Origin of the sequence: Kaistia soli DSM 19436, assembly GCF_900129325.1 — a bacterium.
In the GTDB taxonomy this organism is placed as follows: Bacteria; Pseudomonadota; Alphaproteobacteria; order Rhizobiales; family Kaistiaceae; genus Kaistia; species Kaistia soli.
In genome coordinates this window covers 20895-44540 of the sequence record NZ_FQUP01000011.1, presented here as the reverse complement: position 1 = coordinate 44540, position 23646 = coordinate 20895, and the positions used below count along the sequence as shown (strand labels likewise).

The window sequence follows — 23646 nt, the reverse complement described above, 5'->3', positions numbered from 1 at the left end:
TGACCGATTCTATTTGGGGTCGACCGGCCCGTCGGCTGCCCCTCTTTCGATCGCGGCTCGATCAGGAGGCAAGGTCTTTGTGACGGCGGCTGTGGTCCGCCGGTACCATCCCAGCCATCGCGGGGCGATTGCCGTGATTGGTGACGGCTATTGCTGGATGACCGGGTCTATCTTGCCGCCGAGGAGCACTGGAAAAGAGGTCCGAGTGGGGAGGGCACGTGTCGGAGAGGTTGCCGCATAACGCCATTTCCCATATCGAGTATTGGTTGAGTAGGCGCGTCAAACACCGCGTTACATTGTCGTACCGAGCGCTTCGAAGGGCCGATGCGCGAACTCTCAAGGTTCATCTGATGGGCGGCCCCGGCGTCTTCGGTTCCTATTTTCGCCCGATTGGGTTGATCCTCACATCGACGTTGTTGTCTGGCTGCGTGCTCCATGTTGGCGCGCCGTCGATCGCGTTGTTTGGCGCGTATTTCCCAGCTTGGCTCGCTTGCGCACTCGTCGGCATACTCGGTGCCGTACTCGTTCGCCTCGTTTTGATCCCGCTCGGGATCGACGACATGCTGCCGATCCGCCTGCCGGTTTATGTCGCTCTCGCTGCCGCCATCGGCTTTTCGGTTTCGTTGGTCGGCTTCGGGAGATAGCGCGTGCAAGGGAAGGGGGCGGCGCTCGCGAAACGAATCGTCGGAATTGCCGTGTCATTGGCGGTTGTCGCGGCGGCCGTGGTTCTCGGTCGCGATTATCTGGAGCGCGCCGATCGCAATCCGCTGTCCCAAGACGCGGTTCTGACGGCTAATGTTGCGCGAATTGCCTCGGCTGTTCCGGGGCGCATCGCTAGGATTGGCGTGACGGAGAATGGGTCGGTTCGAAAGGGCGACCTTCTGCTCGCGCTTGAGGCAGAGCCCTACAGCCTCGCGGTGGCGCAGGCCCGCGCTGATCTTGCGATCGCTGAGGCTGGCCTCGCGGACCAGCAGCGCACCGAGGCGGCGGAGCGCTCCAATGCGGTCATCGCCAGTGAGCAGGTAACACGCGCTGAACAGAATCTCTCTCTAGCCACGCAGACGCTGGCGCGGCTGCAGCAGCTGCGGCCGAAGGGTTATGTCAGTGCGCAACAGGTGGACGATGCCGCGACGGCGCGCCGCGACGCCGAAGTCAGTCTCAGGCAGGCCCGCCTGCAGCAGGACGCAGCAGAGAAACTCGTCGGCAATCCCGCCGCGGCCGCCGCGCTGGTTGCCGCCCGCGAGGCGGCCCTCGCTATTGCCGAACGCGCGCTCGCCGATACCGAAATCCGGGCGCCGTTCGCTGGCAAGGTGGTCGGGCTCACGGTCTCGCCGGGCGACTATCTTCTGACGGGTCAGTCTGTCTTCACTTTGATTGATACGGCCGCTTGGTTCGCTTCCGCCTCTTTTGTCGAAACGGAACTTCCCTCGATCAGCGTGGGAGACTGCGCCACCATCTACGCTCTGGCCGATCGCACGGTACCTATCCGGGGGCGCGTCGAGGGCACGAGCTGGGGCGTTGCCTCGGACCAGGTGGTCAACCTGCCCATCGCATTGCCGATTGTCCCAAAGAGCCTCGACTGGGTGCGCATTGCGCAACGCTTCCCCGTGCGCATCCGCGTTCTCGATCCGCCCGACAGCCTGATGCGCATCGGCGCTTCTGCAACGGTGACAGTGCATCATGACGCTGGCTGCTGAGCCCACCTTGCATGCGGTAGGCTGGGGCGCGATCGGACGCCAGGTGCTCGACGACCTCCTGCCACAGCCGGGCCGTTCCGCGATGACCTGGCGGGTGGCGCTGCTGGTGGCGCTCGTGGCCGGCGTCGCGATGCTCTACCGGATCCCGGAATCGGCGATCGGTTGTTATCTCATCATCTTCCTGGCCCGCCCGAATGGCGCGGAATGCGTGGCGCAGGCAATTGGCATCATCGTGCTCGCCAGCATTGTCGTCGTTGCGATGGCGCCCCTCATCCAATTCTCGGCGGAATCGGCGTTGGTGCGGCTCGTCATCATGGCTTCGATGGCGTTTCTGTTCGTCTTCCTGGGCGCAGCCTCACAGCTTGGCGAGCAGGGTTCGATCGTCGGCCTCGTCATCGTCTACATCCTGTCGCTGGTTGACCGCATTCCCGCCGGCGAGATCGTGACGCGAGGGCTGCTCTATGCTTGGCAGATGGCCTGCGTTCCGATGGCCATGATGATCGTCTTCAATCTCGTGCTCGGAACCTCGCCCCACCGCCTGCTGCGGGCGATGGTCGAGCGTCGCCTTCTGGCCGCGGCGGCGGCGCTGGAAGGGCGAGGCGAGGGCCTCGACGAGGAACTGGCCGAAGGCAATGCCGAGGTCAGCAAGCGGGTGCAACTCGCGACGCTCTTCCACACCGCACCGCGTCAGACGGTGGCCTGGCTCGCCGGAGCGGCGATGAACAGCTATCGCCTGCTGGCCGCGGTCGCTGCACTTCCTGGTGACACGGCGGCGGCGACTCGGACGCGTCTGGCGGTGCGATGCCGTGCCGCCGCAGCGACGGTCCGCTCCGGCGACCGTCCCGCCACCGTCGAACCCATCGCCGGCGAGGCGCCGATTGCGCGCATGATCGAGGTGTTGCTCAACGGGTTGGCGCGTGGCGATGGCGGCACCGATGCCCGGCCCGCGGCTGCTCCGTTCTTCGCCCGCGACGCCTTAACCAATCCCGACTATCAGCGCTACGCACTGAAGACGGCGGCGGCGGCGATGACCTGCTACCTCATCTATTCGCTTGTCGACTGGCCAGGTATCAGCACCGCGATGGTGACCTGTTTCGTCGCTGCATTGGGCACGACTGGGGAGACGATCCACAAGCTCGCGCTGCGCATCGCCGGCTGTCTGGTTGGCGCTGCAATGGGCTTCCTGACGATCCTCTTCGTCATTCCGCATCTCGAATCGGTCGGCGGCCTGATGGTGCTGGTGTTCTTCGCCATCCTGCCTGCGGCCTGGGTTTCAACGGGTAGCGAGCGGATCTCCTATGCCGGCGTCCAGATCGGCCTCGCCTTTCTGCTGACGGTCCTGAACGGCTTTGGACCAGACCTCAGCATGGAGTCGGGGCGCGACCGCGTCATCGGCATCCTTCTGGGCAATCTGGTCGTCTATCTCTATTTCACGGGTCTCTGGTCGAAGAGCGCCGCCGACGAGGCGCGCGAGCGGCTGGCGCGGGTCTTCTCAGCGCTCGCCCGGCTGGCTGCCCGTGACCCGGCGTCGCGCAGCGCGTTGCTCGCCGAGGCCGAGATCGTCTCCACCGAAGCTGCAGAGGCGCGGGAGCAACTGGCGCTGCTGCCCTTCGAACCGGCCACGCGGCGGCCATCCCCGGACCGGATCGCCAACGCCGTCCAACTGGTCGAAGAAGCGAGGGGGCTGCTGCCGGAGATCATGTTCGGGTCGGAGCCGGCGGACAATGCCGCCGCCCGTCTATCGGCGCTCGCCGGCAGGTTGGCCAAGGCGCCCGGCCTCGTGTCTGCGACGCCGCGCCCGACACAGGCCGATGGCGCCTTCGCGGCACGGCTCGACCGGATCGAAGCCCTCTCGGCGGGTGTCGCATGACGGATTGCGCGTCCCGGCGGCGGCTTCGTTCGGCCCTCTCCGTCGTCATGACCTTCGCAGTGGCGCTTTCGGGCTGCACCGCGCACATGCTCGCAGAGGCGCCGTCCGATCCGGCAAAGCCCTGGAAGCCGCCGGCGAGCGGCGGTTCGGACGTGGCCGCGGCCGGCTACGGGGTCGCACCGCGGCCGGAGGTTGCGGTGCTTCAGCCGACCCCCGGCATCTCTGCGGACAAGATCTATGATCTCCCAGAGCTCATCGACATCGCGCAGAACGAGAATCCGCTGACGCGCCTCGCCTGGCAGCAGGCGCGGCAGGCGGCGCTGGCCGCCGGCATGGTCGAGGCGACCTATCGCCCGTTTGTGGCGGCTATGGTCATTGCGGGCCGCCAGCAGGTGTCGCAGCCCCTGCAGGTGCCGGTCGGTGAGCAGGATTCAGTAACGACAACGGTTGAGGGCGTGTCGCCGCAGATCGCCCTGCAATGGCTGTTGTTCGATTTCGGCCAACGCGGCGCCCTGCACAAGGCGGCCAAGCTCAATGCCGACGCTGCCAATGTGCTGTTCAACGGCGCGCACCAGAAGATCATCTACGACGTCACGCGAACCTATCTGCTGTATGGCGCAGCACGCAGCCGTGTCACGATAACGGCGCGCAATCTCGACAACAGCGGCAAGATCGAAGCGGCGGCGCAGGCCCGGGTCGACAAGGGTATCGGCACGACGGTGGAACTGGCGCAGGCGCGGCAGGCCGTCGCGCAGGCCCGCTTCGGGCATGTCCAGGCCGAGGGCGCGGAGAAGGACGCTTACCAGGCTCTGCTCGCCGCCGTCGGCATCTCGCCGATGACGGTGATCAAGGTGCGCCAGCCGACAGGCCGCCAGCTTCCCGGCGACATCGGCCGTCCGACCGAGGACGTGATCAGGACGGCGCTCGCACAGCGCCCCGACGTGCTCGCCAGCTACTCGGCGATGAAGGCGAGCGAGGCCGGCATAGCGGCAGCGCAGGCGGAGTTTCTGCCCAAGGTCTATATGGGGGCGATCGCAGCCGGCGGTAACAACGACCTCAGCGCGAGCGGCCTTCCGACCATTGGCCAACAGGCTTCATCGACGGGCGTGGTCATCGGCGCCACCATGCCGATCTTCGATGGCGGCCTCAGAAAGGCGCAGCTCGAAAGCGCGAAGTCACTCGCCGCGGCAAGCGCCGCGACGTTCCAGAAGACACGCGATACCGCGGCTCGCGAGATCGTCGTCAGCGCCGATGCCTTGCGCTCGGCGCTTGCATCCTATCGGGCGGCGGCGGCCCTGACCCGCGCGGCGGGCGTCACCTATGATGCGGCCTTCGAGGCCTATCGGGCCGGTGTCGGTGACATCACCGCCGCGACGGCAGCCGACAGCGGCCTGATGACGGCGCGACTCTCGGAAATCGACGCCTATACCGCCACGCTGGTCGCAGCTGCCAATCTTGCTTTCGTGCTCGGCGCGATGACGTCGACCGATGTCGCGACTGCGCGCTAGTCTATCGGCAACAACAGGGAAGGGACGGCAATGTGCACCTCGCTCGGCTACAAGGACGCCACCGGCAAGGCCTATTACGGTCGCACATTGGAGCTGACCACGGACCTTCCCTACCAGGTGACCTATTTCCCGGCCGGCTTTGAGACCACTTCGGATGTTCCCGGACATCCGGCGCTCGCAATGACCGCAAAGCATGCCCTCATCGCCGTGACCATGCCCTACCGCATGCCGACGGCGGAGGCGCCCCTCGGCCTCGCTGACCTCAAGATACTCGAAGGGCTGAACGACAAGGGGCTGACCTTCAGTCTTCTCTCATACCCTCACGCCGGCGGCACCCAGAAGTCTGTAGACATGACGCAGGCCGTGCTCTCGGCCTCTGATCTCGGCCTTTGGGCGCTCGGCCAATTTGCGACCGCGGCGGAAGTGAAGGAGGCGCTCTCGGCACAGCCGGTGATGTTGCAGCCGCTCGGCCTCCTCGGCGGTGTCGAGTCGCCGTTCCACTATGTCGTGCACGACGCAGGCGGCGCCTCCATCGTCATCGAGTTCGACCGTGGCGAGATGACGGTCTACGACAACCCCGTCGGCGTCATGACAAACGGTCCCAAATTCGATTGGCACCTGACGAATCTCGACAACTACACCTTCCTCAGCAATGTCGATCGCTCGACCGGAACCTTCGGCGCACGAAAGGTCGTGCAGCCGGATTCCGGCATCGCGACGGCGGGCCTCCCGTCGTCGAACACCTCGGTCGGCCGCTTCGTTCGCGCGGCTTACTATGCGGAGTTCACCGAGAAGGCCGCGACACCCGATCTCGCTGTTCAGTCTCTTGCCCACATCCTGAACACGTTCGACCGGCCGCGTGGCGCTTCGATTGACTATCCTGACGGCGCCGGCGGACATCTCGAGGTGCAGGGCCTCGCGCAGTCCGACGAGACGCCATACGCGACCGAATACACCTGCTGGACCAGTCTTTCGGACCTCGACCGCAAGCTGTTCTTCGTGCGGGACTACCGAGCCCTCAATTTCTCGGCGTTCGATCTGACCCAGCTTTCCGAGCAGACGACACCTCTCTCCGTATCCCTCGATCATGTGCGGAGCCTTCCGCCAGATTTGACGGGATCACTGACCGTCCGCCCATCAGCTCGCTAGCTCAGTGTCGAAAGGGCCAGCTTGCTCAGGACAAGCTCCTTTCGCGACAGAGCTGAATCGCTGAATTCGGCGCCCCGACGGCTCAGCGATTCATCGGGCCTGAAATGCTCGCCAACTGTTTGCGCGCATGCGGCGGAGAACGGCTGCGCAACGAGGCCGCGTTGACGGGTGGCGCTGGAGCCTGCGGTCGTGACCGGTAGAGCGATTTCCAACGCAGCGACCTGGACAAATAAAAAATGGAACGATCGCCGGGAATATCTCTCTCGCTGAAAGGAGTTCATTGTAGAATCTGGGCGGAAGCCCCACATAGATTATTCGACCCAGCAATAAATACTATTCGGCATCATTGGTCCGGTCTCAGACGGTAGCGTCGGGCCGACGATCCGTCCTGCCCGCCTCGCATCCATCTTTCGGCTCAGCTTCAGGAGGTCGTGATCGCCGGTGTACAGAAGACCGCCAATGGCGAGGCTGCGAAGCCGAGGGCCGCGATGGCTCAAACGATTTCCGGCATGGTGACGCGGGGCGCCCTGATGCCTCCCGCCATGCCGAAGCAGCGTTGATCCGGCGATGACAATGCGCAGCCGGGAAATGACCGTATTTTTCGCGCGTCCGTTCCATCTGTCGGATATCGAAGGTGCCCAGCCATCCGGAACGTATCGCCTCGTCGTCGACGAGGAGGACGTTTCCGGCCTCAACTTCACGGCTTTCCGGCGGAAAGCCACCATGCTGCATTTGCCGGCGCTAGAACTTTCGGTGCTCTCCCGGCAGGTCGTCAGCGTAGATGCCGAAGAATTCGAAGCCGCTGTGGCGGCCGACCAGCACCGCTAACACGGAGTTACCGTGTCCTGCGAAAGGCCAGGTCAGATGCGCGCCTGCGATTGTTCGCGGGCGTGAGATGGCGTTTGTCGCCAAGCCAAGGAGCGCATCATGCAATATCTCGGTCGGATTTCAGGCAGCGGCATGCTCACCTGCAACGGCGAGGAGATCGTCCGTGCCTCCTATGACATCGAAGGATTCTTTCGCAAGCCCAAGAGCGTTATTGGCACTGGTGAGGTCCGTTTTCCCGCCGGAACCTGGAACCAGTTGGCCGGGCGAAAGGATGTGCAACTGCTGACCGATGATGGTCGCGTGCTCGATCTCGGCTTCGTCAAGACGCCGCCGCACAACGACGACACGACTTATATCGACGTGACCGGCGGCTTGCCGGCAACGCCCGGCCTCTGGCGCAGTTGACTGTCCGACGGTCCGATTTTCAACGACCTGCGGACAGGAACCCACGATCGCCGGCCGCCTTCGACCGACCATCAAAGATGAGGACGGGCGGCCGTGATCATTGAACATGCCTCGACTGATCTCGTGCCGAAGCCCTGGGGCACGCATGATCTGCGCCCATGGGCCGAGACCGGCGACGAAGTCGGGCGCGTCGGCGAGATATGGTTTCGGCGACGCGACCCGGCCTCGCCGGAGCCGGCTCTTCTTCTAAAGGTGCTGTTCACCACCGAGCGCCTCTCGGTTCAAGTCCATCCTGACGATGACTATGCGCGGCGTATCGGGCTTCCAAACGGGAAGACAGAAGCCTGGTATGTGCTCGCCTCGGAGCCGGGCGGAGAGGTCGCCCTTGGGCTCAAGCAATCGCTTACGGCGGCAGAGCTTCGGCTCGCGATCGTGGATGGTTCGCTCGCCGAAATGATCGCTTGGCGCGATGTCCATTCTGGCGACGCAATCTCGGTACCGGCCGGCACGATCCATGCCATCGGTGCCGGGCTTGTAGTCGCCGAGATTCAGCAGCGCAGCGACGCGACTTTCCGCATGTTCGACTATGGCCGTGGCCGTACGCTCCAGATCGATGATGCTCTGGCCGTGGCGGACGGGGGACCTGCGGCCGAGGCGCCTGCGGCCTATCCACTCGACGAGATCCGGACAGTCCTGGTTGTCAGTCCTTATTTCGTGTTCGAGCTGATCCAGCTGCCGCCGGAGACGTACTGGAACATTGAAGCTGGCCTCGAGACCTGGATTCTGGTTCTCGATGGTCACGGCCGCGTCGGATCGCTTCATGCATTCGCCGGTCGGGCTTTCTTCCTTGAAGGCGGCGAGGCGCCGATCGAATCCGGCCATGTCGGCGTTCGTGCGCTTGTTGCCTATGGCAGCGCGGTCCCGAGGGTTGACTTGCTGAGCATATCGGCCGCCCGGACACGACCGGTTCACCGGTGGCGACGCCGCGGTCCCGGCTGGCCGCGTCATCGACATCATCTCACCTTCGGCAATCGCGCCGTTCCCATCTGAGGAAGGCCCAGCATGACCCAAATCAAGCGACTGGCGTTTATCGGCAACTCGTTGCCGCGCCGCTGCGGCATTGCCACCTTCACCACCGACCTCCAGCAGGCGATCGCGCAATCGGCGCCCAGCATGGAGACCGTCATAGTGGCGATGACCGATCACGGCCATTCCTATGACTACCCGGCGACGGTCGGTCTGGAGATCAATGATCGCGAGGTTGAGGAATATGAGCGCGCCGCTGGCTTTCTGAACGCCAAGGGCGTCGATCTCGTCTCGCTGCAGCACGAGTTCGGCATCTTCGGCGGGGAGGGTGGCAGCCACATCCTGGCGCTTCTGTCCCGTCTGGCCATGCCAGTCGTGACGACCCTCCATACCGTCCTCGCGGAGCCGAGCGGCATCCAGCGCAGCGTCATGGCCAGCATCGTCGACGCCTCGTCAAAGGTGGTCGTCATGGCCGAGAATGGCCGCGATCTCTTGCGCAGTGTCTACCGTATCCCCGCCGACAAGATCGAGGTGATCCCGCACGGCATTCCGGATTTTCCTTATGTCGATCCCGACAGCGCCAAGGCGCGGCTCGGCTTCGGCGGCCGCTCGGTGATTCTGACTTTCGGCCTGCTCTCGCCCAACAAGGGCATCGAAATCATGATCGATGCCATGCCCGCGATCCTCGAGCGCCGGCCTGATGCCGTCTATATCGTGCTAGGGGCAACCCATCCGAATCTTGTCCGCGAGCGCGGCGAGGCCTATCGCGACAGCCTGATGCAGCGGGTCCGCAATCTCGGGATCGAGGACCACGTCGTCTTCCTCGATCAGTTCGTCGACCAGCCGACCCTGCTTGGCTTCATCTCGATGTGCGACGTCTATGTCACGCCCTATCTGAACGAAGCGCAGATGACGTCCGGCACGCTGGCCTACAGCTTCGGTCTCGGCCGCGCCGTCGTTTCAACGCCCTATTGGCACGCGCGCGAGTTGCTCGGCGAGGGACGCGGCCTGCTCGTCCCCTTCGGCGATTCCGCGGCAATCGGCGACGCGATCGCGGGCCTCTTGACCGATCCCGAACGCCGCCGGGCGATGCGCGAGCGTGCCTATGCGAGTAGCCGCTCCATGGTCTGGGACCGCACGGCGGAGCGCTATCTCGCTACCTTCGAGGGCGCGCGGCGCGTCCGGACGCTGAAGATGCTGACGCGTCCCGATCAAGGCGTCGCGCCCCGTGTCGAGCCGGCCACGCCCGAGATGCAGATCGGACATTTGCTCGCGATGTGCGACGATACCGGGCTGTTCCAGCATGCCGTCCACTCTGTGCCGGATCGCTCGCATGGTTATTGCGTCGACGACAATGCTCGAGCGCTGCTGGTCGCCTGCGCACTCAACGCGCCGGGTGAGCAGCGGCTCTCCGAGGTCCTGACATCGCGCTTTGCCGCCTTCGTCCAGCACGCCTGGAACCCGGATACCCGACGCTTTCGCAATTTCATGGGCTTCGATCGTCGCTGGCTCGAAGATCGCGGTTCGGAAGACAGTCACGGGCGGACACTTTGGGCTCTCGGCGAGGCAGCCCGAAGCGATGCCAGCGCTTCGCGTCGACGCTGGGCGGCCGCGCTGTTCGCCGAGGCCTTGCCTGTCGTGGAGGCATTCGGCTCGCCGCGGGCCTGGGCCTTCACGCTTCTGGGTCTCGACGCCTACGGGGCGACCGGGGTCGATGATCCGGCTGCCGAGCGACTGAGGGTTTGTCTTGCCGATCGTCTCCTGGCGATGGTGCCCGATGAGGCAGCAGAAGCGCGCGCATGGTTTGAGGCCGGCCTCTCCTATGACAACGCCCGCCTGCCGCAGGCTTTGATCCTGACTGGTCGCGCCACGGGGACGCCGGCCTATGTCGCCGCTGGTCTCAGGACGCTGCGCTGGCTGATGGCTCAACAGACATCGCCGAGCGGCTTATTCCGTCCGGTCGGCTCGGAGAGCTTCGGCGATATCGACAAGCGTCCGCGGCCTTTCGACCAGCAGCCGCTCGAGGCTGCGGCCACGATCTCGGCCTGCCTCGCCGCCTGGCGTGCCGACGGCAATCCCGAATGGCGGGGTGGCGCGCGGCGTGCGTTCAACTGGTTCTTCGGCGCCAATGATCTCGGCGTTGATCTGGTCGATCGCGATACAGGCAGCTGTCGTGATGGGCTCCATCCGGATCGACCGAACGAGAACCGCGGCGGCGAGTCTGTCGTCTCCTATCTGCTCGGCCTGGCGGAAATCCGCCAGCTCGGCCGCATCAGCGGAGAGCGCATGAAAGCCTCACCGTCCCTAACGCTGCGCGCCTGACGCTTCACCCCAGCCATCGAATTCGAGACCGCATTGTCACAGTTCACGTTTCTGAATCGGCAGGCTCCGTATCTTCGCCCGGACCCGGCCAGGGTCATCGTACGGCCCTTCCGGCCCGCAACGGAACCGCGCGACTTGAATCCCACGGAGAAGACGCGCGCCAATCATATCGTCGATCGGGTGATGGCCCTGTCCGCGGAGGCGGCGGCAGTCCAGCTCGCCGAGGTGCTCGACAATTTCGACGGGCGACACCGGAATCTCCTGTCGAAATTCGAGGCCCGCGCTGACGAAATGGAAGACGCCTTCGCGACGCATGAGAGCTTTTCCATCGTGCAGAGGCGGCTGATCGGCGCCTATTTCATGCATGAATACTCGTTTGAGGCCGCGGCGCTATTCAATCCGAGCATCGTCGCCCATCCCGACCAGACCGGCGTTGCCGCGGGAGAATGCCGCTTCATCATCAGCCTTCGTGCCGTCGGCGAGGGGCATGTCTCCTCGCTGACCTTCCGCTCGGGCATTGTCGCGGCCGACGGAACCATCACCATTGATCCGACGGGCCGCCTGGCATCGCTGCCCCGGATCGTGCGCCAGATCAGTGGTGTTCATGGCGATGACGTCGAATTGGCCTTCCGGCCCGAGGACGACCTGAGCGAGCGGGTCATCTTCCCCGTGACCATGGCCCAGTCGAACGGGATCGAGGACGCGCGCTTCCTCGCCTTCGATGAAGGCGATGGCACTACCGTCTATTACGCGACCTATACCGCCTATAGCGGCAGCGGCATTCGATCCGAATTGATCGAGACGCGCGACTTCCGCACGTTCCTCCTGACCCCGCTCTCCGGCGCGGCGGCCCGCAACAAGGGCATGGGGCTGTTCCCTCGCAGGCTCGACGGCAAATATGCGATGATCGCCCGGCAGGACAACGAGAACCTCTATCTGATCTATTCCGACGACCTCCATTTCTGGAACGGCGGTCAGGCGATCCTGAAGCCTATGTTCCCATGGGAATTCGTTCAGATCGGCAATTGCGGCGCGCCGATCGAGCTCGAAGAGGGCTGGCTTCTGCTGACGCATGGCGTCGGCCCGGTCCGCAAATACTCAATTGGCGCGGTGCTGCTCGACAAGCACGATCCGTCGAAGGTCCTCGCGCGATCGCGCGAGCCCCTGGTCAGGCCGGAACCCTCCGAGCGCGAGGGCTATGTGCCGAATGTCGTCTATACCTGCGGCGCCATGCGCCACGGCAGCCTGATCGTGCTGCCCTATGCCGTCTCCGACACGTTCTCCAACTTCGCCACGATCCGGATCGACGCGCTCCTCGGTAGCCTGGCGTGATGAAGCGGGTGTCACCAACACCAAACGACAACGAAGATACGTGATCATTCCATGCCCAGGATCAGCTTGGCCGTATTTTCGTCCGTGATCAGTGAATTCGCCAGCCGTCCCCTGAGGGCGGCCCGGATGGCGGGGGCGCGGTGAACGCCCGAGGCGACGATCGTCGTCGGGCGGTCCGCGGGTTGCGTGCGGACGAATGACGTCAAGCGATCATGGTAGGCTGCATCGACGATCTCGCCATCCGCAGAGATCGCGCAGCCGAGCAGTTCGCCGACGCCGCCTGCCTGCATCGCCTGTGCCGTCTCTGCGGCCGTTATGAAGCCGTCGTGATAAAGCGTGGCCTCAGCGCTCCAGTAGCCAATGCCCATGATGAGCAGGGTTGCCTCGTCGACAAGCGAGCGCAGCACGCCGTAGCCCGGCTGCGCTTGCAGGACCTTCCTCTCCTCGACCGTATTGGTGACGACCGGCACGGGGAGGGGGTAGCACTGCGCATTCAGCCGTTCGGCAAGCCGCGTGACGACGTCATAGTGCGTGGCGCGGCCGTCGCGCGTCAGATTTCCCATCAGCGAGACGCAGCGGTGTTGCGGCCGGTCCATCGGGGGCAGGCGGCGTGAGACCTCGCGCATTGCGCCGCCGCTACCCATGCCGATCGTGAGCGGCGCCTTTTGCTGGAGGATGACGTTCTCGAGATAGAATGTCGCTTGCGAGGCTACGGAAGGAATGTCCTCGGTGCTGCCGCTCTCGTTCAGGCAGACATCACAGTAGATCAGGCCGAACCGATCCTTGAGGCGGTCTGCCAGTTCGATGGCTTCGGCGAGCGGATGCACGAGTTGAAAGCGGATCAGCCGTTCCGAGTTTGCCAGCGCAACGAGGCGCTGAACGATCTGGCGCGAGATGTTCAACTCGGTCGCGATCTGCTCCTGAGTCCGGCCTTTGAAATAGTACAGCCAGGCGGCTCGGGCTGCGAGATCGAGACGCTTCTCGCCCGCGGCGTCGGGCCGCTCCGCTACGCTGGCCACTGTATGCCTTTTCCCGTCATGCTAGACGTCCGCATCCGATTTGCTAGAGCTTCAGAAGGCGGGCGATGTTCCCGCCGACGATCGACTGATAGCCTTCCGGATCCGAGGTCGAGCGCTCCATCTTCTTGAACTCGAATTCATAATCGACGAAGGGCGAGTCTGTCCCCCAAATGACCTTGTTTGGTCCGAGACGCTTCACCGCAGTCTGGATTTCGAAGATCGGCGCCCGCGACGTCTCGAGGTAGAGATTGTCGAATTCCGCGGCAAAGGAAATCGCCTGATCGACAGCCCAGAAGAAACCCATATGCGCCATCATCAGCGGCACGGTCGGGAAGCGCTTGGCCATGATCGCGAATTCGGGCGGGCTGTTGAAGAGATCGCTGGCGCCATGAACGATGATGGGGAAGCCAAGTTCGTCGGCAAGGCGGAACAGCGGATCGACCAGTTCCGGATCGGCAAGGTGGAAACCGTTGATCGTCGGATGCAGCTTCAGCCCTTTGAAGCCCCAGTCGCTGATGCATTGCCGGGTGATATCGACGGCGTTGCGCTCCCACGGATTCACCGCGCAATAGGGGATCAGCCGCTCCGGAAACTGGTCGTAGGCTTCCTTGACGAAGTCGTTGGTGAAATTGCCTTCGACGAAGGGGAACACGACCGCCTTGTCGACGCCGGTTGCGTCGAGCTTGGCCACGAGTTCCGCCCCGGTCTGACGCGCGCCCGGGCGGTCGCCGAGATGATTATGGGCGTCGATGATGAGGCTCATGGGGTTTCCTCCTAGGTTTTTCGTTTGAGAGCGCCGATCGCCATGGCGAGCAGGATGAAGCCGCCATTCAGGGCATAGCGATAGGGCGCGCCGAGACCGAGCAGCGTCAGCCCGTTGCCGAGAAAGGTAATGAACAGCGCGCCGATCAGCGTGCCCCAGATGGTGATGTCGGCGCGGCGTGAAAGCAGGGTGCCCAGATAGACCGCCGCGAAGGCGTCGAGCAGATAGGGTTCGGCGCCGCGCGGCATGGCGATGCTGGTGCGTGAGACCAGCGCGACGCCGGCGATGCTCGACAGCAGGCCGGCCAGCACGAAGCCGCCGGCGAAGACTGCCCGTACGTCGACGCCGGCGAGATAGGCGGCGCGTGCATTTCCGCCGACTGCCCTCGAGCGCCGGGCGAAGGTGGTTACTGTCGTCACGATCATCATGACCGCGAAGATAACTACGCCGAGCAGGACGAGCGCCGAGATCGGGCCGATCGACCCTTGGCCGATGAAGAAGAAGTTACGCGTCAGCCCGCGCGGCAGCGTGAACAGGATTTGCGGCTCGGCACCATTGGTCACCAGGAGTTCGCCGGAGCGGACGACGAACATCATCCCGAGCGTGCCGATGATGGCAGGGATGCCGACATAGGCGATGAGGAAACCGTTGATGAGCCCGATCAGCGTTCCGAAAGCCAGCGGCGCCGTGATCACCAGCCAGAGTGGTTGATGATGCAGCATCAGCACGGCTGCGAGCAGGCCAGCGCCATCGGCGATCTGCGCGATCGAGAGATCGACGCCACGCATCGCCATCACGACGCTGAGGCCGAAAGCCATGATGATGAGGATGACGCTCTGGTGGAGCACGTTGCCGATATTCGCAAAACTGGCGAAAGACGGCTTCAGCACCGCGAACAGCAGCAGCACGGCCAGCATCCCAAAGGCAGGTCCATAGGCGCGCAACTGCTCGAAGAGGAGCGTATCAACTGGGCGTCTGGTGGCGGCGGATTGCATGGTCGCACCCTAGAAAATGAGGACCTGCCCGATCGCGCGCCGCCTGATGAGGCCGAGCGAGATGGAAAGAACAAGTACGATGCCCTGGATGCCAGGCAGTGCCTGGTTGGAGACGCCCATCAGGATCAGGCCATTCGACAGCGAAGCGAGGAAGATCGCGGCAGCGACGGTCCCGATGACGTCCAGTTCCCCGGCGCGCGAAATCGTGCTGCCGAGAAAGGCTGCGGCGAGCGCGCTGATCAGGAAGTCGACGCCAGTGGCAAGCGCCGATGCGCCGTAGCTGTAGGCGGAAAGGATCACGCCTGCGAAGCCAAGCACCAGGCCGCCGAGCGCGCATGAGGCGAGCACATAGCGGCGTCGATCGATGCCGCGCAGCAGCGCCGCCGCCTCATTCTGGCCGACGGCGTACATCCTGAGCCCGAGCCGCGTCCGCTTGAGGACGACATGGAGCGCGAATGTCATCGCGACCAGCAGGATGAAGACGAAAGGCACCGGGCCGACATAGCCCTGGCCCAGGAAGAAGAAGGCCGGCAGGTTGGACAAAGTCAGCGCCTGGCCGCCATTGTAGAGCAGTGTCGCCCCCATGATGACGAACATCATGCCGAGTGTCGCCACGAAAGCGGGAATGCGGAAGATCAGGATGAGGGCGGCATTGATGATGCCGACGGCAAAGCCGAGCACGCCGCCGATCACGATCGCCGCCGCCGAGCCAAACCCGGCCAGCAAGGTTCCGGCGGCCACATTGGCAGCGAACTGGCTCGTGGCGCCGGCCGACATGTCGAAGCCGCCAGCGATCAGGACGACAGTCAGTCCGAGCGCGATGAAGGCGAGCACGCTGCCCTGCTTCAGCACGTCGAAGATGTTTCCAAGCGAGAGGAACTGCGGCGCCAGCGCGGCGATCACCGCCAGCGTCAGCAGCATGCCTAGGACCGTGCCCCAGCGCGCGAGAAAATCGGCCAGTGGCGAAGCGCGGCCTGCGCTGTCGGCTGCATTCAGGACATCGTCAGCCTTGTCCCCCTCGACGCTGCCCGACGCCCAGTAGAGCAGGGCCTCGGGTGTCGCTTCCGCCTGGTCGTCGATGACCCGAGCGATGCGCCCGCGCCGCATGACGATCGTGCGGTCGCACATCGCGGCGATTTCCTCGAAATCGGAGGAAATGAAGATGACGGCTGCGCCGAGGCGCGCCAGTTCGACCATCTGGCGGTAGATCTCGATCTTGGAACCGACATCGACGCCGGTGGTCGGCTCGTCGAACAGGAACACGCGGGCATCGCCGGTCAGCCAGCGGCCAACAACGATCTTCTGCTGGTTGCCGCCCGACAGATTGCGCGTGATCGGCTTGATCGAGGGCGGCTGGATATCCAGCCGGGTCACCAGTTCGCGCGCTGCAGCGCGCTCGCGGCGAAGGTTGAGCAGGCCGAATCTGGACCAGCGGGCGATGTTGGGCAGCGTAAGGTTGTCGCGAACGGTCAGCTCGGTGATCAGGCCCTCGTGGCGCCGATCCTCCGGGATCAACGCGAAGCCGTCGCGTTTCGCGCGCCGAGGATCAGCCGGATTGGATGGGCGCCCGCCGAGCGTCACCGTGCCGCCATCGCGCGGTAGCGCGCCGACAAGCGTCATCGCCAGTTCAGACCGGCCGGCGCCGACCAGCCCGGCAATGCCGAGGATTTCACCGGCACGCACCGTCAGATCGATTCCGCGAAGCGCGGTGCCTTGTGAGAGCCCCCGGACTTCGAGCAGAGGCGCGCCGATGGACACCTGCTCCTTCGGATAGAGCTGCGCAATCTCCCGGCCGACGATCATCTTGACGACTTCGCCGCGCGAGATGTCTGCAACCGGTGCCGTGGCGACCAGCTTGCCGTCGCGGAGGACCGTTATCCGGTCGACGAGATTGAGGACCTCGTCGAGATAGTGCGAGATGTAGATTATGGTTACGCCTTCGGCGCGAAGCTTGCGGATGATGTCGAACAGCCGCTCGGCTTCCTTGTCGCTGAGCGAGGCAGTCGGCTCGTCAAGGATCAGGGCCGTCGGATTGCGCATCAGCGCCGCGGCGATCGCGACCTGAGCCCGCTGGGCGACGGAGAGATCGCGGACGAGCGTGGTCGGCGAAAAGTCGGCAGCAACGCGGTCGAGCGCCGAGAGGACCTTGCGGTTCATGGCGTCGCGGTCGAGCAGGCCGCCGAGGCGCACGATCTCGTTGCCGAGCAGCGCATTGGACGTGACGTCGAACTGCGCGATCAGTTGCTGGTCCTGGTGGACGATTGCGATGCCCTTGGCCTCGGCATCGCGCACATCGCGCAGCCGAACCGTTTCGCCGGCGATCCGGATCTCGCCCTCGTCCGGCTGGTAGACGCCCGTCAGCACCTTGACCAAGGTCGACTTGCCGGCGCCGTTTTGTCCGAGCAGGGCATGGATCTCTCCGCGCCGGATCGAAAGCGAGACATCGTCAAGAGCGACGACGCCCGGAAAGGCCTTCCGGATGGAGCGGCATTCGATGGCGGCGATCGAATCCGCTGCCGCTGACGGCTGCAGAGCTGCGACGGTCATCTGGCAACAAACCTATGACTGTGGGAGGTCTGCCGGGGCGGCGACCCGCCCCGGCAAAGAATAGGCCTAGGGCAGAACAGGCCGAACCACGACCAGCGCGCCATCCTGCGGCCAGCGAGCCTCGACATCAGCCTTGGCGATGCCGGTGTCGTCCCACACGGTCGGGCCCCAGCGCTTCTCGGCTGCGGCGACGCCATTGGCATGGGTCGCGACATAGACCTCGGTGAAGATGGCGCTCGGGAAGTCCTTCTTGCCGCCAACGGCTGCAATGATGTTCTCGCCGGCGAGACGGCCGATTGCCGGCACGTCCTGCACCACGGTGGCGATGTAGGGGCTGCCTTCGTCGAGCAGCATCTGGAAGCCGATGCGGTCGCCATCGATCGACGCGATCTTGATTTCGTCGCGGCCGGAGCGGCGAACCGCCTCGACGGCACCCGAAACCAGCAGGTCATAGGCGCCCCAGACGCCTGCGATGCTGCCCTTTTCCGGGTTGGCGGTCAGCAGATCTTCCATCTGGGTCTGCACCTTGGCGGCGCTGTGCTCAGTCGGAACCCACTGCACCTTGACGTTCGGATAGTCGGCGAGGATCGCCTCGAAGACGCGCTTGCGCGTCTCGAGCAGCGGTGCGCCAGGCACCCAGAAGCCGATGACATTGCCCTTGTAGTCGATGCTGGAGAGCAGCGAGCGGGCGAGCATCGTCGCCATCAACGCCTCGTCGCCGCCGACATCGGCGATGGCGCCTTCCGTCTTTGAGCCGATCGAGGTGGTGATCACCGGAATGCCGGCCGCATTCGCCTTGGCAACGACGGGCGCCAGCTGCTGCGGATCGCCCAGCTGCACGATGATGCCGGCGACGCCCGAATTGATCAGGCTCTCGATGTTCTCATTGTGCTTGCGCGGATCAGTCCCGCCATCCGTCACCACGACTTCGGCCCCGGCGTCTTTCAGGACTGCGGTTGCGCCGGCGATGATGTCGCGATTGTAGTCGTTGGTGATCTCGCGCGCGGCGATGCCGATCTTCTTGCCGGCGAGATCTTGGGCCTCGGCCGAGCCGGCCGCAAGCGCAACCGATGCCAGCAGCGCAACCGCGGCCAGCCCTTTGAACAGTCTCATGGCGTTCCTCCGTTATCGATCGATTCAGACGGCGCTGATGCGCTTCTTCTTGTGTGAGCAATTGCTTGCATCAAAAGCAATTGCGCGACGCTTGTCCGTTGTCAAGCTTGCTATCGTCAAGATCGTCCGCGCTTTTGATCGGCTTACGCACAATTGATCGGGCTGGGCGGCATTTAGGCGGAGCAAAAGCGCTGAATATGGGCGATGCGGGCGCCCGTGCACTGCGAGCGATGACGACGACGTGCTGCGCTCCTTCGCGCCTACCCGGCGGCTAGCCCCTTGCTCAGGATACAAACGCACGGCCTGCTGCCATCTTTTCGGGATATCCGGCATTCCCTGGTAATGGGCGCATCAACTGTGGGCGGCGCACTGCGCAAACGCATCGGAGCATCGTCTCTACATCGATGCCTGATGGGATGGCCATCAGCCGGAAACACTGCCATGCCGTCGATCAGTTTGCGCCGGCGGGTGCGTCTGTGCTCAAGGCGCGAATGAACCGGTCGCGGAACTCGCTCATCGGCCAGGCGGGGACATCGCCTGCGGGAACAAGTCCGGCGGTCCAGCCCCAGTCGTTGAAATCCGCCACAAGATCGGGCGGCCCGATCAGGTGAATGGGCACGTCTCGGCTGTCGATGCCGGCAACGAAGGGCGCCGGCTGGTGATCGCCGAGGATCACCATCAGCGGCGCCCGGCCGGACTGGCGTTCGACGTAAGAGAGGATCACCTGCAGCGAATAGTCGATCGCCTGCCGGTATTGGTCACGCACACGATCATGGTCGCGCCAGACGGTCTCCGGTGGATCGCCCGTGGTTGCCCAGCGATCGAAGACCGTTCCGTCGCCGACATCGCTCCAGGGGATTAATTGCGGGACGGGTACCCATGGCGCATGCGAGGAGAGCAGCACGATCTGGGCGAAGAGCGGACCGGGCTGCGGCCCTCGCGGGATCAGCCGGTCGAACGCAGCAAGCGTATATTGATCCGGCATCGTCACAAAGTTGAACGGCTGGCCCCGATAGCCGAGATCGGCGGCCGCGAGGATGGTCTCGAAGCCCTGAACCGGTCCCTCCGGCCATGCCATGGTGATGCCCGGCATGATTGCGGCGGTTCGGAAGCCCGAAGTGACGGCGATATGATAGAGGCTCTCGCGGCGGCTCCCGAGCAGCGCGCGATAGCGCGTCTGGTTGGAAATCGTCAGTCCGGATTCGAGGGTACTGTGCGCCAGCCAGCTTTGCCCGCCTTCGACGGGCGAGGTCAGCCAGCCCGATCTCATCGCGAGGCCCGCGGCGGCGAGGCGCGGCTCGGCCGCCAGCAGCGTCGCACGATGGGTCGGGGCATAGAGTGAATTGTCGAAGCTGGAGCGACCATAGCTCTCGATGAAGACGATGAGAACGTCGCGGCCACCGAGGCGGTCGAAGAGGCCGGAGACTCCGGCGAAGGGGTCGCTTGCCGCTGCGGTGCTGAAGCGGACGAGATCGGCTCGCGTCTCTGCATAGGTTTCTGCATGCTGGACGGCAAGCCGCGTCGTCGAGGCCTGCGGCAGCAGATGAACCGGCAGACGGTTAGCGGCCTCGGCTGCGACGACGAGCACGGCGACGCTCGCCGCTGCCAGCGTGATGCGACGCGGCGCGAGCCCTGCCCATTGACTGCTCGCCCACCAAAGCGCGCCGGCAATGCCCGCCATCGTCAGCAGGACACAGGCGAGGATCAGAAGCACCAGCGGCAGGCCCAGCGTACTGATGGCCAGCCGGATACCGGCCTCGACGAGATGAAGGTCTACGGCCGGGTTGAAGGGGTGGGCGAAGGCGGCGAAGGTGGCGATATCGGCGAGCTTCAGGACAATCACGAGGACGAGCGTTGCCACCAGCGCCGTCCGCAACAGCCGCGTGCCGATCCAGAGATCGGGCAGGGCGGCCAGCAACAGCAGGATGGCAGGCAATTCGAGCGGCGGTCGCAGCGCCGTCCCCAGGGTGAAGCCGCTCGGTGCGTTAGGAGCGACAAGAACGAGGTGGAAAACCAACGCCGCGAGAACAAGGGCAAAGACACTGGACCGGTGCGCCGGCTTCACGGCTGCCGTCTCTGGACGAGCCAAAGGATGTCGATCGCGAAGGACCAGCCAAGTGCGAGCGTGGCCGTCGCCGCGAGAATTGTCGCCGGCATTCCACTGACGATCGGCGCGTTGAGCGCTATCAACGCCGCAATCTGCGCCACGCATATCGCCTTGCGGCGAAAGGCTTCGGGAAGAGGGCCATTCAGCCAGGGCATCGCCAGTCCGGCCGCGACATAGGCATAGCGCATCGACCCAAGCGCCAGAACCCAGGGGCCGAGCTTGCCAGAAGCAAAAACCAGCAAGGCGAGAATGAGCCCGAGCGCCGCGTCCACCTCCATGTCGAAGCGGGCGCCAAACGGCGAGGCGAGGCCGTCTCTGCGCGCCAGCCATCCATCGACCCCATCGAGCGCGAGCGCAATCGTCGCCACCGTCACGACGAGCCAAGCCGAGCCGTCCGGGATCGGCTCCGACGCGGCCAGCGGCGCGACAAGGGACGAGGCGAGCGCTGCGCGGCCGAGCGTTACCATGTTGCAGAGGCCCAGGCGGGGATGGGCATAGGCATTGCGCAGCCCGGCGACCGCCATGGCTGCCATCACAGCAAACAGACCAGTCGCGAGCACCGCTCCGGCAGGGACAACGCGTGCGGCAATTGATCCCGTGAGCATCGCCAATGGCAGCGCCCATGCAAACAATCGCACCGCCACCCCCGATGGGGAAGGCGTGTCGAGGAGGCGGCGCAGCCGTGATATCCGGTCGAGGGCGACCGTGGCAATGCTCATCGAACGATGAGTTAGCGCGCCAATGGCAATGTCAAGCTTAGGCGGCAGCGGTCGTATCGCACAAAACCGTCGCATTGTTGGGGAGCGGATAGGCCCCCTTAGGTCGATACCTCCGACTTGCGGTACCGAGCCGAATGTCATCTATCTAGCGGCAATCTGGCGTCGCCTCCTCACGTCGGGCGACAAGTTGGGATGCGCGCGCATTTGAACGGCCAGCCGCGTTCGAGCCGTCCCCGCGCTAAACGGCGCGCATCCCGTAGTCTCGAGGCTGAGCAGGAGTACACCGTGACCGAGCGATTTGAACGGCACCGCCAACCCTGGACGCCCGAGGAACTCGACAAGCTGAGGTTGCTCGCTGGCAAGGGTATGGCGCTCAAGGCGATTTCAAAAGCGATGACGCGCAGCGAGGAATCCATCAAGGCCCGCGCCAAACTTGATAGCATCGGGATCGCCAAGCTGCGCTAGTCCGAGCGACGAGACGCTGACGTTCAGGTGTCTGTTGGTTGCGGCAACCGTGTTTCGGCTGTCTCTTCCGCTCCCTAGCTTGCTCGTCAACGCCTGACGAACGCGCCGAAGCCATTCTGATCGAGGTAGCCGATCTTCATTTGGCCGGCTGGTCCAAAGGTGACAGATGAAACCGAGCCGTCCGACTCGTTTTCACTGGAGGGGCGGATGCTGAACGTATCGCCGTCCCAATGGCTCAGTGGGTAGCTCTTGCCGACAGGTCCGATCGACAGTTCGAGATGATCGCCGACCTCCTTAATCGTCGCATCCCCGAAATAAGGATTGGCATAGGCGCCGGTATAGCGCGAAAGGCTTGCGGCCGCTGCCGGGTGTTCGGGTTGCGGTTTGCCGACGAGATCACCAGCCGGCGCCATGTTGGCGCTCAGTCGCGGGCCGAACAGGGCGAACCAGTCCTGCGTCACCGTTCCGAACTGGACGAGATCCATGAACGCCGCGCCGATCGACTCCGCCGCGCCAGTCGGCGATGCGTTGGTGAGAACGACGATCCCGACATCGGCCGACGGAAGCAGGCCATAATAGGTGCCTGCACCGAGCCCGAACGCGCCCGAATGGCTGATCAAAGTCCGGCCCGTCGGCGTGATCCCGACGCCGAACCCATAGCCGTAGAAGCCGGGCCGGGCATCGACGGCATAGGACGGCGAGGAGATCATCTCGGCAGTGATGGCCGGTAGCAGCGCGGCCTCGGGAATGATCCGCTTGCCGCCGAATTCGCCGTTCTGCAGGATCATCGCCATCCAGCGGGCGAGGTCGTTCACCGAGGAACTGGCGCCGCCGGCGGGCGATTGCGCATCGGGCTGCCGTTGGTATTTCGGTTGGTAGTCATTGCCGACTTTCACATGACCGAAGGCGCGGTCCGTCCGCTTCTCAAAGTCGGCAAAGCGAGAGCTTGTCGACGCCATGCCGAGCGGTTCGTAAAGGGATTCCTCGGCTAGATCCTCCCACGACTTCCCCGAGGCGACAGCAACGGACTCGGCCGCGGCCGTCAATCCGAAGTTGGTATAGGCGTATGTATCGCGAAAGCTGCTGAGCGGGATGAGGCGGAGGCGCTCCAGAACCGCGCGCCGATTGAAGCCGAGGTCCTCGAGATTGTCGCCGGCATGTTCCGGCAGGCCTGAGCGATGGCTGAAGAGGTCGGCGATCGTGACATGCTGCGTCACCCACGGATCCTGCAGCGCGAACCATGGCAGATGGGCGACGACCGGCGTATCCCACGCGATGACGCCAGCGCCGACCTGATGGGCCACCACGCTGCCGGCGAGCGATTTCGATAGCGACGCGACCTGGAACACCGTGTCTGGATCAACCAGAGCGGGCTCGCCGACCTTCCGGACGCCGAAGCCCTTGGCGTAAACGGTGCGGCCGCCATGGACGACCGCGATGGCCAGACCCGGAATGCCGCTCTTCTCCAAGATCTCCTTTGCGATGCCATCGAGGCTCGCGACAGCCTTGTCGATCTGGCCAGCCGGGATCGCGACGCCCGAAACCTGCGGCGGCAGCGGATCGGCAAGAACCGGAGCGGCGAGGAGGGCGAGCAGCGCGGTGATCCCGAGGCGTGCCGCCATCAGCATCCGGCCGGCGACACGCGCTCTTAGGGATACGCGAGCCCCATTGACGTCGTGCTGCCCGCGTCGCGGCAACACCTGCGGAAAGTCACGCGACAGATATCCATTTGATATCGCTGTGTGGGTTTTCATCACTGTCCGGTCCTTCTCGATGCTTGT

The 23646-nt window shown here is 64.4% G+C and carries 19 protein-coding genes; 11 read left to right on the top strand and 8 right to left on the bottom strand.

All coding sequences use genetic code 11. The annotated features are described in order from the left end of the window. Nucleotides 1-350 precede the first annotated feature (350 nt). The 10 genes from BUB39_RS24240 to BUB39_RS24190 all read left to right on the top strand — a co-directional run bounded on the left by BUB39_RS24240 (nucleotide 351) and on the right by BUB39_RS24190 (nucleotide 12137). Entirely contained in the window at nucleotides 351-644 is a 294-nt protein-coding gene (locus BUB39_RS24240; RefSeq protein ID WP_073058639.1) for a YtcA family lipoprotein, read from the top strand. Nucleotides 645-695: 51 nt separating this feature from the next. After that, the gene (gene mdtN, locus BUB39_RS24235; RefSeq protein ID WP_244540365.1) at nucleotides 696-1697 is read left to right on the top strand and encodes a multidrug transporter subunit MdtN; all 1002 of its coding nucleotides are present in this window, start codon (nucleotides 696-698) and stop codon (nucleotides 1695-1697) included. Continuing rightward, nucleotides 1681-3567 (top strand): FUSC family protein, encoded by a 1887-nt coding sequence (locus BUB39_RS24230; RefSeq protein ID WP_073058637.1) that lies wholly within the window; start codon nucleotides 1681-1683, stop codon nucleotides 3565-3567. Before mdtN ends, BUB39_RS24230 begins: the two co-directional genes overlap by 17 nt. Then, nucleotides 3564-5075 carry a TolC family protein gene (locus BUB39_RS24225; protein ID WP_175561947.1) on the top strand — a complete coding sequence of 504 codons (1512 nt, stop codon included), beginning with the start codon at nucleotides 3564-3566 and terminating at the stop codon, nucleotides 5073-5075. The genes BUB39_RS24230 and BUB39_RS24225 overlap by 4 nt, the downstream gene beginning before the upstream one ends. 30 nt (nucleotides 5076-5105) lie before the next feature. Continuing rightward, nucleotides 5106-6224 carry a linear amide C-N hydrolase gene (locus BUB39_RS24220; protein ID WP_073058636.1) on the top strand — a complete coding sequence of 373 codons (1119 nt, stop codon included), beginning with the start codon at nucleotides 5106-5108 and terminating at the stop codon, nucleotides 6222-6224. Nucleotides 6225-6812: 588 nt separating this feature from the next. Beyond that, nucleotides 6813-7052, top strand: coding sequence for a hypothetical protein (locus BUB39_RS24210; RefSeq protein WP_244540364.1), 240 nt, complete (start codon nucleotides 6813-6815; stop codon nucleotides 7050-7052). A 99-nt stretch (nucleotides 7053-7151) separates the two neighbouring features. Further along, nucleotides 7152-7457 carry a hypothetical protein gene (locus BUB39_RS24205; protein WP_073058633.1) on the top strand — a complete coding sequence of 102 codons (306 nt, stop codon included), beginning with the start codon at nucleotides 7152-7154 and terminating at the stop codon, nucleotides 7455-7457. A 93-nt stretch (nucleotides 7458-7550) separates the two neighbouring features. Then, complete coding sequence (locus tag BUB39_RS24200) at nucleotides 7551-8507, top strand: class I mannose-6-phosphate isomerase (protein WP_073058632.1); 957 nt, start codon at nucleotides 7551-7553, stop codon at nucleotides 8505-8507. Between the two features lie 12 nt (nucleotides 8508-8519). Then, on the top strand, nucleotides 8520-10805 hold the full coding sequence (locus BUB39_RS24195) for a glycosyltransferase family 4 protein (protein ID WP_073058631.1): 2286 nt from the start codon (nucleotides 8520-8522) through the stop codon (nucleotides 10803-10805). A gap of 33 nt (nucleotides 10806-10838) precedes the next feature. Beyond that, nucleotides 10839-12137 (top strand): glycoside hydrolase family 130 protein, encoded by a 1299-nt coding sequence (locus BUB39_RS24190; protein WP_073058630.1) that lies wholly within the window; start codon nucleotides 10839-10841, stop codon nucleotides 12135-12137. A gap of 44 nt (nucleotides 12138-12181) precedes the next feature. Here the strand turns inward: BUB39_RS24190 and BUB39_RS24185 are convergent, their stop codons facing one another. The 7 genes from BUB39_RS24185 to BUB39_RS24155 all read right to left on the bottom strand — a co-directional run bounded on the left by BUB39_RS24185 (nucleotide 12182) and on the right by BUB39_RS24155 (nucleotide 21400). Next, nucleotides 12182-13156, bottom strand: coding sequence for a sugar-binding transcriptional regulator (locus tag BUB39_RS24185; protein ID WP_073058629.1), 975 nt, complete (start codon nucleotides 13154-13156; stop codon nucleotides 12182-12184). Nucleotides 13157-13199: 43 nt separating this feature from the next. Beyond that, on the bottom strand, nucleotides 13200-13919 hold the full coding sequence (locus tag BUB39_RS24180) for an amidohydrolase family protein (RefSeq protein ID WP_073058628.1): 720 nt from the start codon (nucleotides 13917-13919) through the stop codon (nucleotides 13200-13202). Between the two features lie 11 nt (nucleotides 13920-13930). Further along, nucleotides 13931-14914 carry an ABC transporter permease gene (locus BUB39_RS24175; protein WP_084527952.1) on the bottom strand — a complete coding sequence of 328 codons (984 nt, stop codon included), beginning with the start codon at nucleotides 14912-14914 and terminating at the stop codon, nucleotides 13931-13933. 9 nt (nucleotides 14915-14923) lie between these two features. Next, entirely contained in the window at nucleotides 14924-17461 is a 2538-nt protein-coding gene (locus BUB39_RS24170; RefSeq protein ID WP_073058626.1) for an ATP-binding cassette domain-containing protein, read from the bottom strand. A gap of 66 nt (nucleotides 17462-17527) precedes the next feature. Continuing rightward, the gene (locus BUB39_RS24165; RefSeq protein ID WP_073058625.1) at nucleotides 17528-18574 is read right to left on the bottom strand and encodes a substrate-binding domain-containing protein; all 1047 of its coding nucleotides are present in this window, start codon (nucleotides 18572-18574) and stop codon (nucleotides 17528-17530) included. Between the two features lie 451 nt (nucleotides 18575-19025). Further along, entirely contained in the window at nucleotides 19026-20639 is a 1614-nt protein-coding gene (locus BUB39_RS24160; RefSeq protein ID WP_073058624.1) for a sulfatase-like hydrolase/transferase, read from the bottom strand. Then, nucleotides 20636-21400, bottom strand: coding sequence for a CDP-alcohol phosphatidyltransferase family protein (locus tag BUB39_RS24155; protein WP_084527950.1), 765 nt, complete (start codon nucleotides 21398-21400; stop codon nucleotides 20636-20638). Before BUB39_RS24155 ends, BUB39_RS24160 begins: the two co-directional genes overlap by 4 nt. A gap of 285 nt (nucleotides 21401-21685) precedes the next feature. Between BUB39_RS24155 and BUB39_RS24150 the strand changes: the two genes are divergently transcribed. After that, nucleotides 21686-21865 (top strand): hypothetical protein, encoded by a 180-nt coding sequence (locus BUB39_RS24150; RefSeq protein ID WP_073058623.1) that lies wholly within the window; start codon nucleotides 21686-21688, stop codon nucleotides 21863-21865. Nucleotides 21866-21951: 86 nt separating this feature from the next. On the opposite strand, the gene BUB39_RS24145 is transcribed toward BUB39_RS24150, so the two are convergent. After that, complete coding sequence (locus BUB39_RS24145; RefSeq protein ID WP_210187130.1) at nucleotides 21952-23487, bottom strand: serine hydrolase; 1536 nt, start codon at nucleotides 23485-23487, stop codon at nucleotides 21952-21954. Nucleotides 23488-23646 lie beyond the last annotated feature (159 nt).

Excerpts from the sequence above, each read along its gene's own strand:
- BUB39_RS24205 (WP_073058633.1), top strand. The coding sequence starts at position 7,152 with ATGCAATATCTCGGTCGGATTTCAGGCAGCGGCATGCTCACCTGCAAC.
- BUB39_RS24225 (WP_175561947.1), top strand. The coding sequence starts at position 3,564 with ATGACGGATTGCGCGTCCCGGCGGCGGCTTCGTTCGGCCCTCTCCGTC.
- BUB39_RS24155 (WP_084527950.1), bottom strand. The coding sequence starts at position 21,400 with ATGAGCATTGCCACGGTCGCCCTCGACCGGATATCACGGCTGCGCCGC.
- BUB39_RS24195 (WP_073058631.1), top strand. The coding sequence starts at position 8,520 with ATGACCCAAATCAAGCGACTGGCGTTTATCGGCAACTCGTTGCCGCGC.
- BUB39_RS24180 (WP_073058628.1), bottom strand. The coding sequence starts at position 13,919 with ATGAGCCTCATCATCGACGCCCATAATCATCTCGGCGACCGCCCGGGC.
- BUB39_RS24210 (WP_244540364.1), top strand. The coding sequence starts at position 6,813 with ATGACCGTATTTTTCGCGCGTCCGTTCCATCTGTCGGATATCGAAGGT.
- BUB39_RS24145 (WP_210187130.1), bottom strand. The coding sequence starts at position 23,487 with ATGGCGGCACGCCTCGGGATCACCGCGCTGCTCGCCCTCCTCGCCGCT.
- BUB39_RS24230 (WP_073058637.1), top strand. The coding sequence starts at position 1,681 with ATGACGCTGGCTGCTGAGCCCACCTTGCATGCGGTAGGCTGGGGCGCG.
- BUB39_RS24165 (WP_073058625.1), bottom strand. The coding sequence starts at position 18,574 with ATGAGACTGTTCAAAGGGCTGGCCGCGGTTGCGCTGCTGGCATCGGTT.
- BUB39_RS24175 (WP_084527952.1), bottom strand. The coding sequence starts at position 14,914 with ATGCAATCCGCCGCCACCAGACGCCCAGTTGATACGCTCCTCTTCGAG.
- BUB39_RS24220 (WP_073058636.1), top strand. The coding sequence starts at position 5,106 with ATGTGCACCTCGCTCGGCTACAAGGACGCCACCGGCAAGGCCTATTAC.
- BUB39_RS24170 (WP_073058626.1), bottom strand. The coding sequence starts at position 17,461 with ATGACCGTCGCAGCTCTGCAGCCGTCAGCGGCAGCGGATTCGATCGCC.
- BUB39_RS24240 (WP_073058639.1), top strand. The coding sequence starts at position 351 with ATGGGCGGCCCCGGCGTCTTCGGTTCCTATTTTCGCCCGATTGGGTTG.